The sequence below is a fragment of the Pseudochelatococcus sp. B33 genome, assembly GCF_053570585.1.
In genome coordinates this window covers 1-12,433 of sequence record NZ_JBSEFH010000027.1, presented here as the reverse complement: position 1 = coordinate 12,433, position 12,433 = coordinate 1, and the positions used below count along the sequence as shown (strand labels likewise).

10 protein-coding genes are annotated in these 12,433 nt (G+C 60.3%); 6 read left to right on the top strand and 4 right to left on the bottom strand.

The features are described from left to right. Positions 1-5 precede the first annotated feature (5 nt). The 6 genes from ACUSIJ_RS24030 (at position 6) to ACUSIJ_RS24005 (ending at position 6,254) form a co-directional block, all read left to right on the top strand. Positions 6-1,457 (top strand): mannose-1-phosphate guanylyltransferase/mannose-6-phosphate isomerase, encoded by a 1,452-nt coding sequence (locus ACUSIJ_RS24030; protein ID WP_449310959.1) that lies wholly within the window; start codon positions 6-8, stop codon positions 1,455-1,457. A gap of 278 nt (positions 1,458-1,735) precedes the next feature. Further along, positions 1,736-2,302, top strand: a complete 567-nt coding sequence (rfbC, locus tag ACUSIJ_RS24025; RefSeq protein ID WP_449310958.1) for a dTDP-4-dehydrorhamnose 3,5-epimerase — start codon at positions 1,736-1,738, stop codon at positions 2,300-2,302. Then, positions 2,299-3,339 carry a dTDP-glucose 4,6-dehydratase gene (rfbB, locus tag ACUSIJ_RS24020; RefSeq protein WP_449310957.1) on the top strand — a complete coding sequence of 347 codons (1,041 nt, stop codon included), beginning with the start codon at positions 2,299-2,301 and terminating at the stop codon, positions 3,337-3,339. Before rfbC ends, rfbB begins: the two co-directional genes overlap by 4 nt. Then, the gene (rfbD, locus tag ACUSIJ_RS24015) at positions 3,336-4,184 is read left to right on the top strand and encodes a dTDP-4-dehydrorhamnose reductase (protein WP_449310956.1); all 849 of its coding nucleotides are present in this window, start codon (positions 3,336-3,338) and stop codon (positions 4,182-4,184) included. The genes rfbB and rfbD overlap by 4 nt, the downstream gene beginning before the upstream one ends. Position 4,185: 1 nt before the next feature. Further along, on the top strand, positions 4,186-5,079 hold the full coding sequence (gene rfbA / locus ACUSIJ_RS24010) for a glucose-1-phosphate thymidylyltransferase RfbA (RefSeq protein ID WP_449310955.1): 894 nt from the start codon (positions 4,186-4,188) through the stop codon (positions 5,077-5,079). A gap of 23 nt (positions 5,080-5,102) precedes the next feature. Further along, positions 5,103-6,254, top strand: a complete 1,152-nt coding sequence (locus tag ACUSIJ_RS24005) for a glycosyltransferase family 61 protein (protein WP_449310954.1) — start codon at positions 5,103-5,105, stop codon at positions 6,252-6,254. A gap of 378 nt (positions 6,255-6,632) precedes the next feature. Here ACUSIJ_RS24005 and ACUSIJ_RS24000 read toward each other — a convergent pair whose 3' ends face one another. The 4 genes from ACUSIJ_RS24000 to ACUSIJ_RS23985 form a co-directional block, all read right to left on the bottom strand. Next, complete coding sequence (locus ACUSIJ_RS24000) at positions 6,633-7,571, bottom strand: hypothetical protein (RefSeq protein WP_449310953.1); 939 nt, start codon at positions 7,569-7,571, stop codon at positions 6,633-6,635. Between the two features lie 237 nt (positions 7,572-7,808). Beyond that, positions 7,809-8,840, bottom strand: a complete 1,032-nt coding sequence (locus ACUSIJ_RS23995) for a polysaccharide pyruvyl transferase family protein (protein ID WP_449310952.1) — start codon at positions 8,838-8,840, stop codon at positions 7,809-7,811. 98 nt (positions 8,841-8,938) lie between these two features. After that, positions 8,939-10,351 (bottom strand): hypothetical protein, encoded by a 1,413-nt coding sequence (locus ACUSIJ_RS23990; RefSeq protein ID WP_449310951.1) that lies wholly within the window; start codon positions 10,349-10,351, stop codon positions 8,939-8,941. Between the two features lie 153 nt (positions 10,352-10,504). Then, positions 10,505-11,827 (bottom strand): hypothetical protein, encoded by a 1,323-nt coding sequence (locus ACUSIJ_RS23985; RefSeq protein WP_449310950.1) that lies wholly within the window; start codon positions 11,825-11,827, stop codon positions 10,505-10,507. Between the last annotated feature and the right edge of the window lie 606 nt (positions 11,828-12,433).

Genomic DNA, 12,433 nt, shown 5'->3' with positions numbered 1-12,433 from the left:
GACACATGAACGCGAAACCAGTCCGGATCACGCCCGTCATTCTTTCGGGAGGAACGGGGACCCGTCTTTGGCCGTTGTCGCGCGAGACATTCCCCAAGCAGCTGCTGCCGCTCGCGGGAGAGCGTTCACTGCTGCAGGAAACGGCGCTGCGGGTCGCCGACCGTTCCCTGTTCACCGCGCCGATTCTGATCGCCAATGTCGAGCACAGGTTCGTCATCGCCGAACAGCTGCGGGCGCTCGGTATCGATGACGCCACGATCGTGCTCGAACCCGTCGGCCGCAACACCACGGCGGCCGCGGCCGTCGCCGCGCTGATCGAAAGCCAGCGCGATCCGGACGGGCTCATCCTGCTGGTCGCGGCGGATCACGTCGTGCAGGACAAGACGGCCCTGCTCGACGCCGTCCGCCGTGGCGTCGACGCCGCGCTCGGCGGCAAGTTCGTGCTCTTCGGGGTGAAGCCCTCGGAGCCGGCGACGGGCTACGGCTACATCCAGCAGGGCATCGAGACGGAAAGCCCGGGCGTCTACGCTGTCCAGCGGTTCGTGGAGAAGCCGGACAGCGAGACCGCCGAGCGCTATCTCGCATCGGGCGACTATCTGTGGAACAGCGCCATCTTCCTGCTGCCGGCATCCGTCTTCCTGTCGGAGCTCGGCCGCCTCGCGCCCGACGTCCTGGCGGCGAGCAAGGCAGCGGTGGACGAGGCGCGCCGGGATCTCGACTTCATCCGTCTCGACGAGCAGGCGTTCGCCGCAAGCCCCTCGGTCGCGGTGGACTATGCGGTGATGGAGAAGACCGATCTTGCCGTGGTCGTGCCCACGGATTGCGGCTGGACCGATGTCGGAAGCTGGTCGGCGCTCGCCGCCATCGGGCGCCGGGACGATGACGGCAATGTCCTCGTCGGCGAGGTCACGGCGCACGACGTGCGCAACAGCTATCTGCGCGGCGAGGGCCAGCTCGTCGCGGCGCTCGGCGTCGACGACCTCATCGTCGTCGCGACGCCTGACGTCGTCCTCGTGACCCACAGGGAGCGTGATCAGGAGGTCAAGAAGATCGTCGAGCAATTGCGTAACGACGGCCATGTCGCCGCCACCCAGACCGTTCAGGTCCACCGCCCGTGGGGATATTACCAGTCGATCCACAAGGGCGAGCGTTTCCAGGTCAAGCGCATCACCGTCAATCCCGGCGCGAAGCTGTCGCTGCAGAAGCATTTTCACCGGGCCGAGCACTGGGTCGTCGTCAACGGCACGGCGCTCGTCACGCGTGACAGCGAGGAGATCCTGCTGCGCGAGAATGAATCGATCTTCCTGCCGCTCGGCTGCATCCACCGCCTGGAGAACCCCGGCAGGGTGCCGCTCAATCTGATCGAGGTCCAGTCCGGCCCCTATCTCGGCGAGGACGATATCGTGCGCATCGAGGACATCTATGCCCGGGTGGAAGCAGCCGGGCAGAAGGCGTAGGCAGAGAGGCAACCCGGTTGTCTGGACGGTTTCTGGCCTGTTCGCAGGGGATCCGCCCTTTTATGCAGCGCCCAGACGGGCTGCGGCAGGTTGCTGCAGACCTGATCGGGCGTCGTTCAACGCCCTGTTCCGTCGATAGAGGTGAACTGGCTGCCCGGATCGACATCGTGCATCTCAAGCTTGTGGTATGGCGGGCGCAATGGAGGGAAATGCGTATATAGTAAGCATCCTCTTAAGTGCTCTTTAGACACAGGTTAAAACGCAGAGGTCAAGTCACAATGCAGATAGAAACTACAGAATTAAATGGTATTATAATAGTGACGCCTCGTCGTTTTAAGGATGCACGTGGCTTTTTTAGCGAGACTTGGAACAGGAAGCGTTTGGCCGAGGCCGGGGTGGATATTGACTTTGTGCAGGACAATCACTCCGTTTCGGCGAAAAAGGGCACTGTGAGGGGTCTCCATTTCCAGTCCCCCCCGCATGCACAGGCCAAGCTTGTGCGCTGTGGGCGCGGCGCGCTCTTTGACGTGGCAGTCGATATCCGGAAAAATTCTTCCACCTACGGGAAATGGGTGGGAGTGGAACTCTCCGCAGAAAACGGGCGTCAACTGCTGATTCCCGCCGGTTTCCTGCATGGGTTCATCACTCGAACGGACGATACCGAAATCATTTATAAATGTTCCGACTACTACGCTCCCGAATCTGAAGGCGCAGTACGGTGGAACGATCCGGCGATCGGTATCGGCTGGAACATTGAGCCAGAGGCCGCTATTGTGTCTGATAAAGATGCTGAGGCCCCACTCCTGGCGGATATAGATAGCCCGTTTGTCTGGGGTGCGGCATGAAAATCCTGGTGACTGGAGGCGCTGGCTTCATCGGCTCTGCTGTGGTGCGGCTTGCGGTGGCCTGCGGGCATTCCGTGGTGAATGTCGATGCGCTGACCTATGCCGCATGCCTCGATAACGTGGCAAGCGTGGCGGACTCGAGTCTCTATGCTTTTGAACGGGTTGACATCCGGGACCGTTCGAATCTCGATCGTGTCTTTGCTACCCATGAGCCCGATGCGGTGATGCATCTTGCGGCCGAAAGCCACGTCGACCGGTCTATCGACGGGCCAAGCGTCTTCATCGAAACCAATATCGTTGGCACCTACAACCTGCTTGAAGCTGCCCGCTCCTATTGGGCAGGGAAAGACAAGCCTCCCGCGTTCCGCTTCCACCACGTCTCGACGGACGAGGTCTTTGGCTCGCTGGGCGAAACGGGGCAGTTCACCGAAGAGACGCCGTACGATCCGCGCAGTCCCTATTCCGCCTCCAAGGCAGCCTCGGACCACCTCGTCCGTGCCTGGCACGAAACCTATGGCCTGCCTACCGTTCTGACCAACTGCTCCAACAACTACGGCCCCTACCACTTTCCTGAAAAGCTGATTCCGGTGACAATCCTGAATGCTCTCGCCGGGAAGCCGATCCCCGTCTATGGACAGGGTTCGAACGTGCGCGACTGGCTTTATGTGGAGGATCATGCCGACGCGCTCCTTCTCGTGCTCGGGGAAGGTCGGGTGGGAAGCAGTTACAACGTCGGCGGGGAAAATGAGTACCGGAACATCGATGTCGTTCGGGCGCTTTGTGCGATTTTAGACAGGAAGCGTCCGACGGGCAGATCGTATGCCGAGCAAATCACCTTCGTAAAGGACCGCCCGGGCCACGACGCGCGCTACGCGATCGACCCCACCCGCATCCGTGAAGAGCTTGGCTGGCGGCCCTCGGTGACGCTCGAAGAAGGCCTCGATCGTACCGTCCAGTGGTACCTTGACAACGAGAGCTGGTGGCGCCCGCTGCAGGAACGGCATGGCGTGGGCCAGCGGCTTGGAGTGAAGACATGAGGATTCTGGTTTTCGGACGCACCGGCCAGGTCGCCCGGGAGCTCGCGCGCCGGGCCCCGGAGGCAACTTTCCTCGACAGACGCCAGGCCGATCTGACCGATCCCGCCGCCTGTGCGGCTGCAGTACGGACGAGCGCTGCTGACGTGGTGATCAACGCCGCTGCCTATACCGCGGTCGATCAGGCGGAGAGCGAGGTTGCGACCGCGCATCTGGTGAATGCGGATGCGCCCGGCGCAATGGCGCGCAGCGCTGCCGACCTCGGCATTCCATTCCTGCATGTTTCCACCGACTACGTGTTTGACGGTTCGGGGACGCGCGCCTGGCAGCCGCCGGATGCGGTAGCCCCGCTCAACGCCTATGGCCACTCGAAGCTGGCCGGGGAAAGAGCCGTCCGGGAGGCGGGCGGAGCCCACATCATCCTGCGCACCTCCTGGGTTTTCTCGGCGCATGGCGCGAATTTCGTAAAGACCATGCTGCGGCTTGGCGCAGAACGCAGCCACCTGCGTATCGTTGCTGATCAGATCGGCGGTCCCACCCCGGCCGCAGACATCGCCGCCTCGTTACTTTCCCTCGCCTCCGCGCTGCATGAAGGCGCGCGCGGGGGGACACACCATTATGCGGGCGCGCCGGAGACGAGCTGGGTCGGCTTTGCGCGCGAGATATTCTCGCAAGCCGGGCTTTCCGTGGACGTGGAAGAGATTTCTTCCGCCGAGTACCCCACTCCCGCACGACGACCGCTGAACTCCCGCCTTGATTGCACCACGCTGGCTGCGGATTTCGGCATTCCGCCGCCTGACTGGCGCGAGGGTCTCGCGCAGGTAATAGCAGACCTAAAGGAGGCCTGACATGGCGATACGCAAGGGCATTATTCTGGCAGGAGGTTCGGGAACACGCCTTTACCCGATCACCCTCGGCATTTCGAAACAGCTCCTGCCCATCTATGACAAGCCGATGGTATATTATCCACTCTCGGTGCTCATGTTGACCAACATCCGTGAGATTGCCGTGATCACGACGGCGCAGGATCAGGATCAGTTCCGCCGTACCCTGGGTGATGGCTCCCAATGGGGGCTGGAGCTGACCTACATCGTCCAGCCCTCGCCCGACGGCCTTGCCCAGGCCTATATCCTCGCCGAGGAGTTCCTCGACGGGTCATTGTCGACGATGGTGCTGGGCGACAACCTCTTTTTCGGCCATGGCCTGCCGGAACTGTTGGCCCGTGCCGACGAGCGGTCTTCGGGCGGCACTGTCTTCGGCTATCAGGTCGCCGACCCCGAGCGGTATGGCGTCGTCGGTTTCGATGCGGACGGCCGCGTGAACCGCATCATTGAAAAACCGGCGCAGCCGCCGTCATCCTTCGCCGTAACCGGGCTCTATTTCCTTGACGAGAAGGCATCCGAGCGCGCCCGGCAGGTGCAACCCTCGAAGCGCGGGGAACTGGAGATCACCTCGCTTCTCGAGACCTACCTCGAGGAAGGCCGCCTCTCGGTCGAGCAGATGGGACGCGGTTTCGCCTGGCTCGATACCGGCACCCATGCAAGCCTGCTCGATGCGGGGAACTTCGTCCGCACGCTGACCGAACGACAGGGCCAGCAGATCGGAAGCCCTGAAGAAATCGCCTTCGCCAAGGGATGGATCGGGCCTGAACAGCTTGAGGCTCGCGCGCAGCTTTTTGCCAAGAATGCTTACGGCAGCTATCTGCGCGGTCTTATGGAGCCCAAATCCGGCGCGAAACGGTAGGGCGTTCGTTTGGAGGATACCCGATGCTAGATGCAATTCTTTCAGATGGGAGAAACAGAGATCTATTCGATGATTCGCCAGTGTTAGCGGAGATTCTGTTTCCCGAAGGCGACATGCCTCCTCCGCGTCCGGTTCCGTTTCCGGAATTTTCCGGTCAGTTCATTGCGGATCGCCACGGTGAAGTGTGCGGAAAAATACCAGCTATCGGGTTATTTCAGTTTAACGAATGCTTTATGGCGGATGGGGGCATCCTCCTGTCGGAGGACAGGCGCATAATAATATCAAGAAATATTATAAATAATTATTGGTTAAAAAATATAAACAAAAAACTTTCAGTTGAAGATGTCAGTGAGAGATTGGTCAAATTTGTTCGAAACGAGTATCATGATAGTATCCGCTACATAGAGGAACCGGTTGTCTCATTGGTCAAGCCTGGCTGGCTGGTCTATGGTCATTGGCTTCTCGATATGCTGCCGATGGCATGGCTATATAAAAGATCGACTCTTTTTTCGCGGGAACACAGGAAATATCTCATACCGTCCCGCACCCCTGCGTGGGCGAAGAATATGCTAAATATAGTCTCAGGATTGACCGAAGAGGATTTTATATATTTTGACGATGGGAAAGAAATAATCAAGGCATCGGATATTGTATTGCCTTCTTTATTAAGATTTTCACCTCTCATGTCTTATGCATACAATGAATTTGTCAAAGATGTAATAGAATCATGCGCAAATCTGTCGAGCAACATGAAAAATGAAGAATTCAAAAGGGTGTATATTTCTCGGGGCCTTGTTCGATCGCCTCGGAATGCCCGGAATGCAAGGGGACTGGTCGACTCGGATAGTATCGAGCAGCTATTGCATGCCAGAGGTTTCTCGATAATCGCTCCGGAAAAATATAGCTGGCAAGAACAGGTGACCCTATTCTCCAATGCCGATGTCGTCATGGGCGAGTTTGGTAGCGGCCTTCATAACACGGTTTTCTCCCCGGCCAATACAATTAACATAGTCCTTGGAAATCAAGCCATGAACTGGAATCAGTCGGCCATTGTTGCAATGCGGGATCAGATTGTGCAATATATACAGCCGAAGGAGCAAACAAAAGGTGGAAAGCTTCTAGTAGAGTACGATCCCAAGAATATCGAGCGCTGCCTGGATTGCCTCTTAGGTTAGGTCGGCCGTTCATCGTGGCAGCAGGTGAGCTTGCCGTAGGCGTGACTATCACAGTCGATCTCGGCTGATCGGTGAAGTCCGCCATCAGCCTCATCACGAAGGAAACCGACACACCGAAATGGGCTGCAGCCGCGCGCCGCGAATGACCGGCACCCACAAAACGCGCCACGCGCTCACGAAGATCAAGCGAATAAGCCTTCGGCATCGCAAATCATCTCCGACAAGAAGTGAATCACATTCCCAGACCTATGGGAATCACCAACCGATTCAAAGTGAGTGTCCGACGGCTCTGGGGCGTGTCATCGTTGCCGTGAAATGGTGACACGCCGCCGGCGGCGGGGCACGACTTCCGGCTTCCTGCGGCGTCGCCGGGCACACCTATTGCATGGCATGCGCGATGCCGGCCGGGCTTGCCAGCATGACCCCGGGCAGATCGTCCAAGGCGGAAGTGGCATCGTGCGCCGAAGACGCAGTGGCAAGAATGTCCTTCATGTATGTGGCATTGGGAGCGATATGTCCCGCGCCCCACTCCTTGCCGTACAGGACCTTGATATTGCACCGGGAATCGCTGTCGACAGCACTGAAAAACGGCTTGGCGTGAATTTCGCGGAAGTGATCCAGATAGTTCTGGATATAGAGGATCTTGTTGTGGAACGGAGCGGAATATTTCTCTCGCAGGCTGGAGCATATGGTTCTGTCTAGAAACTGCTCGTCCGCCATTCCGGGAAACGCCCTCCGTTTCAGTATGTTGAACGCGTATCTCGACGTTATGCCCAGTTTCGTGACGGGATTGATCGGAATGGCGAGGGAGCCGGGAAAGCTGTGCGAAAACAGCAGCGACGCAAAGCCGCCGCCCGAGATTCCCGTGAAGATGGTCAATTCGCTGCCGAGAAGGGTCAGGAACTTGCCCAGCAGCTCCGGCATCACTGCCTGCACGGGATATCCCGTCCCGCCGCTATACCAGCCGCACGATATCTCCCGATGGAGGTACAACGTCGGATCCGATACCATGATCAGGTTCGCCGCGTCGGCAGAAATCTTCGCGCCGACGAAGAACGGAAGCTTCTTGCCTGCCCGGTCGGGGATAGCGGGGTGAAAGATGATCAATGTGACGCGGGATCGCCGGTTCGCGACATTGAAGTCGTAGAACAGTTTCGCGCTCTTGATCGTATATATGCCGGATCTGATGGATTTGATGTTGTCGAATTCCTCCATTGAATCATAGTAATAGGTCGTCTTCCCCCATCGCTTGACATCCCGCAGGTGGCGCATGTCGGCGGGGATGGATGCTTTGCGCGGGGTTGTCACGTAATTCATCGCCTTCCCTGTTGCGTCTGGCATTCGGCGGGAGCGCTGGAGACACCGCCCCGCTTGAGGGAGCTGCTCCGCCGCTCCTGATGCATCGCCCGGAGGCGCTAGAGCAGTTTGCGTTCAAGTCGATCCATCGAATTGAACGCAAGTTGCGGTAAAATATAAAATCTGGAGCGCACGGTCTGATTCCATCAGAACGTCTTGCGCTCTAGAGTGTTTATCGATCAGATGGAAGCATCTGATCTATGACGCCAGCGCGGATTCCTGCTCGTCCAGCGTCTCCTTGATCTTCCTGGCCAGTTTGCGCAACTGCGTATCCGCCTTTTCCCGGATCGCGTGCCGCGTGAAATACGGGATGCGCGGCATGTATTTCTGCAGCCGGTCCGGCAGGCTTTCGTGCCGGTGGTGGCCGCTGAGTTCCTCTCGCTCTATCATCTTGTAGAAATTGGTGAATTTATCGGTCGTGATGAGCCCGATCGTGGGTATCCCGAACATCGTCGCCACGACGAGGCCGTGGAACTTCATCGACGCCAGCACCGCGCACTCGCCGATGGCGGCGGTGATCTCGCGGATGTCCTCGCTGTAGAAATACTCGTCCGCCTCGAAGGGAAATTCCTTCAGCGCCTCAAGGTCGTCCTTGCCGATGATGCCGGATGCGGCGACGATGTGGCGGGTGCGGTATCCGAGCGACACCGCCTTCTCGCACAGGGCGGTGAGATTGTTCCAGCGGATCTCGCCGGGCCTCTGCTGGCGGGTGATGATGCCGAAAATGGGGGCGTCCTCCGGGCGCTGCACGGCCGGCAGGTCGAGCGCGCAGATGATGTCCGGGGAGCGGGCGATGTCCACCTTCGGTTCGAGATGCTGCTCGATCCACCGCTGGCTCTCGATGTCGCGCACGTGGATGTGCTTGATGCTGTCGCTCTGGAAGAAGTTCTTCAGCCGTGCGACCACGCGGGGATCCTGCCCCCCCCAGGTCGGCACGCCGAGGCCGTGCATGAAAATGGGCTTCGAGAGAAAGGGCTCCTCGAAATACTGGTCGGTCCAGTAGAAGGGGATCACCAGATCGCCGCCGCCGATCAGGATGGCGTCGACATCGGCGACCTTCTGCTTCAGTCCTTCAAGGCCGCCGCTGTAGAACGGGCGCTTCAGCGTATCCTGCAGGAACACGAACTCGTAGTCTCCAAGGTATTTTTCGAAAACCTCCAGAAACAGCTCGTCTCCATAGTTGCCGTAATGATAGTAGCCAACCATCGCGATCTTTTTTTTCGCAGCCATAACAATCCTCATTCTGACAACTACGGTCGGTAATTTCAGGGGTTCAAAACTCCCGGATGATGATCGGCGCATGCTGGGTCGTGTCGGGGCATATTCCTCTATCCGGATTGCAGCAGCCTGAATTCGTAGGGCTCCAGCAGCAGTTCGGTCCGTATGCCGCAGGGCGGGTCGGCCGTGCGCAGCCATTCGTCTCCGAAGAGGCGCATCACGCTGTCGGAAAAGGAGAAGCGCGCTGGCTCGCCGGTCGGGTTGATCAGCAGGATGGACTGTGCCCCGTCCTTGCCGAAGAACACGAAGGTGCGATCGTCCTCTCCCGTCAGCACGGCCGCCGGCCTTGTTCTGGCGATGAGATCGGCCAGCTGCGCGAAAGCTCTGTAGGTCGGGCGTTCATGACCGGCGAGGTCGACGAGCCCGTAACTGGCCGCGCCCCACTTCACGTCGCGATATTCCCAGAAGATGATTGGGGACATCGCGAGGCTCAGCATGACGGCCTTGGTGCGCAGCACCTCCGCCGCGTATCTGTCCGTATTGCTGCGCGCCTCCGCCAAGCGCTTGTTGGCGCCCCGTCCTGCGTCCCGGTCGTCCCTGTCGAGGAAGGTCGGGGCGAATTCCGTCACCGCGACGTGCCCGTGGTATCCCATGGCGGTCAGTCGCCGCCGCGTTTCTCGCGCGACGGCCCGGATGTCGCGGTTGAGGCGGTCGTCCCAGGCATGCACGCTGACGATATCGACGACTTCGAGCAGCTGCTGGCCGAAGACCGGGTCCTTCAGGTAGCCGAGCAACGCCGTGTACGAGCTCGCGCCGGGGCCGGCGATGGGCGGCAGAGCCACCCGCTGCACCGACGCCTCCCGCCGTACCTCCCGCAGCAATTCCACATAGATCCGCAGCGGAATGCGGATGTTCCAGTCCCCGTCGGGCTCGTTGGCCAGCTCGATGGCATCGACGGGAAGGCCGTAGGCCTGCAGAGCCTCGATCACGGCGACATGGAACTTTGCCATGACGGGCACGGCCGAGCGCGGCATGACGCGCCGGTCGTCCTTGCTGCGTCGCAGCCGCAGCTCGGAGTCGGTGAAGGGCGGCTCCCACAGGATGAGGTGGAGCTTGCCCCGCGTGCGCGCCAGCAGCGCCTTCAGGTGCGCGGCCTGCCGTTCCAGCGCCTCGTGGCGCGCCTCGAACTGCCGGGCGACATAGCGGCGGACCTCGGCCATGTCCGCTGTCGTCGGCAACGGCTCCGCACGCCGCCATCCTCCCGGCCCGGCGGTGAGGCGGAACACTGACGGATGCAGCGCCAGCAACTGGGCCTGGGGGGCGTTGTTCAGGTGCTCCGGCCAGATCTGCACGCCGATCGCCAGGGCGCCGTCTTGGACGCCGTCTTGGGCGTCGTCCTGGCGAGCATCGCCATGGCGGGCCTCGGCGGGGATGTCGAGAGCGCAGCACGGTGTCGGTGGGGCGTCACAGACCGCCTCCTGCGCCTGGGCGGCGGCGGTACCGGCGACGGCGGCCGCCAGCATCAGGCATCGCAATAGGCGTAGGGCAATCGGTGGCGCCATCGGTCGTTCTTTCCTCCCAGCCTCTGGTTTTGAACGAATTCCTGCCGATCGAACGATTCCGTTTAACGGGCAAGCGTTCCGGCGGTTCGTCTCTGCCGCCGGTCCGCGCGAGCGTCAGGCGGTATAGAAAAAGCTGACCTCCCGGATCGCGATCGAGAGGATGCGCTGGTCGTTCGAGCCTTCGGCCTGCGCCGGAGAGGCGCTCACCTGGCTTTCGATCCGTATCGTCTGCACCGGGATGGCGGGGGTGCCCTCGCGCCACCGCAGACGCGCCATGAACCGCGACGTCGCCGGGTCCTCGGTGATGTCGAGAGCGGCCGGCAAGGCGTCGAAATAGCAGTTCAGCAGCGGGAACGTCGCGCCATAGACCTTGTCGATGACGATGAGCACCTCGCTGATGACCCTGGCGGGATCGGGATTGAAGATGATCCCCGTCCGGCTCATCCAGCGGAAGCCGTTCCCGTCCACCACCTCGACGGCATACCAGCCGAGCGTGAACAGATCGGAATTGAGATCGACGTAGGTCGCCGTGGTCGGGACGGCGGCCTCGCTCTTCTTGGCCCCGCTCGACGCCGTCGGAGACGAGTGGATGAAGCTCTTGAGGTTGTCGATCTGCGCCTGCAGCGTCGCATCGACCGGCGCGCTCGTCTCCCTGTGCTCGCCGGCGATCCGGTCGAAGATGAACGACGAAGCGTATTCGATGAACGCATCGACCCGGCGCTGGATATCCGTGATCTGCTCCTTGAGCTCGGAGCGCAGGGACTTGATATGGAAGCTGGAGGCGTCCTGGATCTGCTGCACGCGCGCGTCGAGGGCGATGAGGCGCCTGTCCAGCTCGTCGTCCGCCGGCCGGCTGAGCACGACCGAGGCCAGCGGCGTATGGGCCCCCACCGCGAACAGCTCGATCGACAGGCCGCTGTCGTTGATGTCGATCGGCAGGAGCTGGATGGCGAAGCGGAAACTGGCGCCGCCCTCGTCCATCAGGCGGGGCTCTTCCATGTCCACCGCGCGCGGGATGACGCCGTTGATGCGGGCGAAAAGCTGGGGCTTGAGCAGGCCGTTGATCTTGTTGAACACGACGCCGCGCACGATGCCCTGCGCGATGGTGACGTTGTCGACCTCAAGCTCCCCCGGGCCCACGAGCATGATGGCCTCGTCAACCGTGCGCAGCTCGAAAGGCGCGCAAATCTCGACGTCGTCATCCCTCCGCACGAAGCGTATTTCGGCGGGAAGCTCCACCCACGGCAGATAAGTGATGGGGAACTCGATGATGTCTCCAGCCTTCAGCATGCCCTGAATGTGGCTCTCCCCGGCCCGGATGCCCTGGACATAGGCAACGATCACGTCGTCGAAGTGGCTGGAAACAAGACACGCCAGCCGGATGGCCTGTCTTCCGATCCCGATCGGCTGAACGATTGCGTCAATTACATCAAGCATTGTTCCGCTTTTCGTAATGATAGGGAATCATATACTACCAAGCAGCGCGGATATATGCAACAATACATACCACTCTCGACGCATATAGCGCGACAAGGCGTTGATAATACTATAAAAATTTTCATTTATCTGTGCGGTCGTGCGGGTTCCTTGCCTCGATCCGGGCGAGATGCCCGTTCATCCGTCTGCCATCGAACCGGGATCGGCCTTGCCGGCTGCTGCTTCGCCCCGGCCGACGAGTGCCGTATCCAGCAAATTCAAACTTTGTTCAGTGAATTTGTCATTGGTATGGCTATTTTATGGCATCTTTGGCGCTGCTGCCGGCGGCGCGCGCGAAACGGCTTGACTCGGGCCCCGTTCGGGCTCCTTGTGCGGCGACGCGCGTTCGGCCGTTTCCCGATCGACGCGGATCGGAGAAAGGTCTGCGATTCTTTGTTTTCGGGCCCATTTCGAAGGACAAGAGCTCTCGTAACGAGCCGAAGGAAAAGCGGTGAATCTTCGACAACAGATCCTGGCATTGCCCATCGTGCCGCTCGTGGTTGCGATCCTGGCGATTACGGCGCCGATCACCCGGCAATCCACCAATCTCGCACTGTCCGCCATCAG

What these genes read in the sequence shown, in the direction of transcription:
- ACUSIJ_RS24030 (WP_449310959.1), top strand. Translation starts at nt 6, where the DNA reads ATGAACGCGAAACCAGTCCGGATCACGCCCGTCATTCTTTCGGGAGGA.
- rfbC (WP_449310958.1), top strand. Translation starts at nt 1,736, where the DNA reads ATGCAGATAGAAACTACAGAATTAAATGGTATTATAATAGTGACGCCT.
- rfbB (WP_449310957.1), top strand. Translation starts at nt 2,299, where the DNA reads ATGAAAATCCTGGTGACTGGAGGCGCTGGCTTCATCGGCTCTGCTGTG.
- rfbD (WP_449310956.1), top strand. Translation starts at nt 3,336, where the DNA reads ATGAGGATTCTGGTTTTCGGACGCACCGGCCAGGTCGCCCGGGAGCTC.
- rfbA (WP_449310955.1), top strand. Translation starts at nt 4,186, where the DNA reads ATGGCGATACGCAAGGGCATTATTCTGGCAGGAGGTTCGGGAACACGC.
- ACUSIJ_RS24005 (WP_449310954.1), top strand. Translation starts at nt 5,103, where the DNA reads ATGCTAGATGCAATTCTTTCAGATGGGAGAAACAGAGATCTATTCGAT.
- ACUSIJ_RS24000 (WP_449310953.1), bottom strand. Translation starts at nt 7,571, where the DNA reads ATGAATTACGTGACAACCCCGCGCAAAGCATCCATCCCCGCCGACATG.
- ACUSIJ_RS23995 (WP_449310952.1), bottom strand. Translation starts at nt 8,840, where the DNA reads ATGGCTGCGAAAAAAAAGATCGCGATGGTTGGCTACTATCATTACGGC.
- ACUSIJ_RS23990 (WP_449310951.1), bottom strand. Translation starts at nt 10,351, where the DNA reads ATGCTGGCGGCCGCCGTCGCCGGTACCGCCGCCGCCCAGGCGCAGGAG.
- ACUSIJ_RS23985 (WP_449310950.1), bottom strand. Translation starts at nt 11,827, where the DNA reads ATGCTTGATGTAATTGACGCAATCGTTCAGCCGATCGGGATCGGAAGA.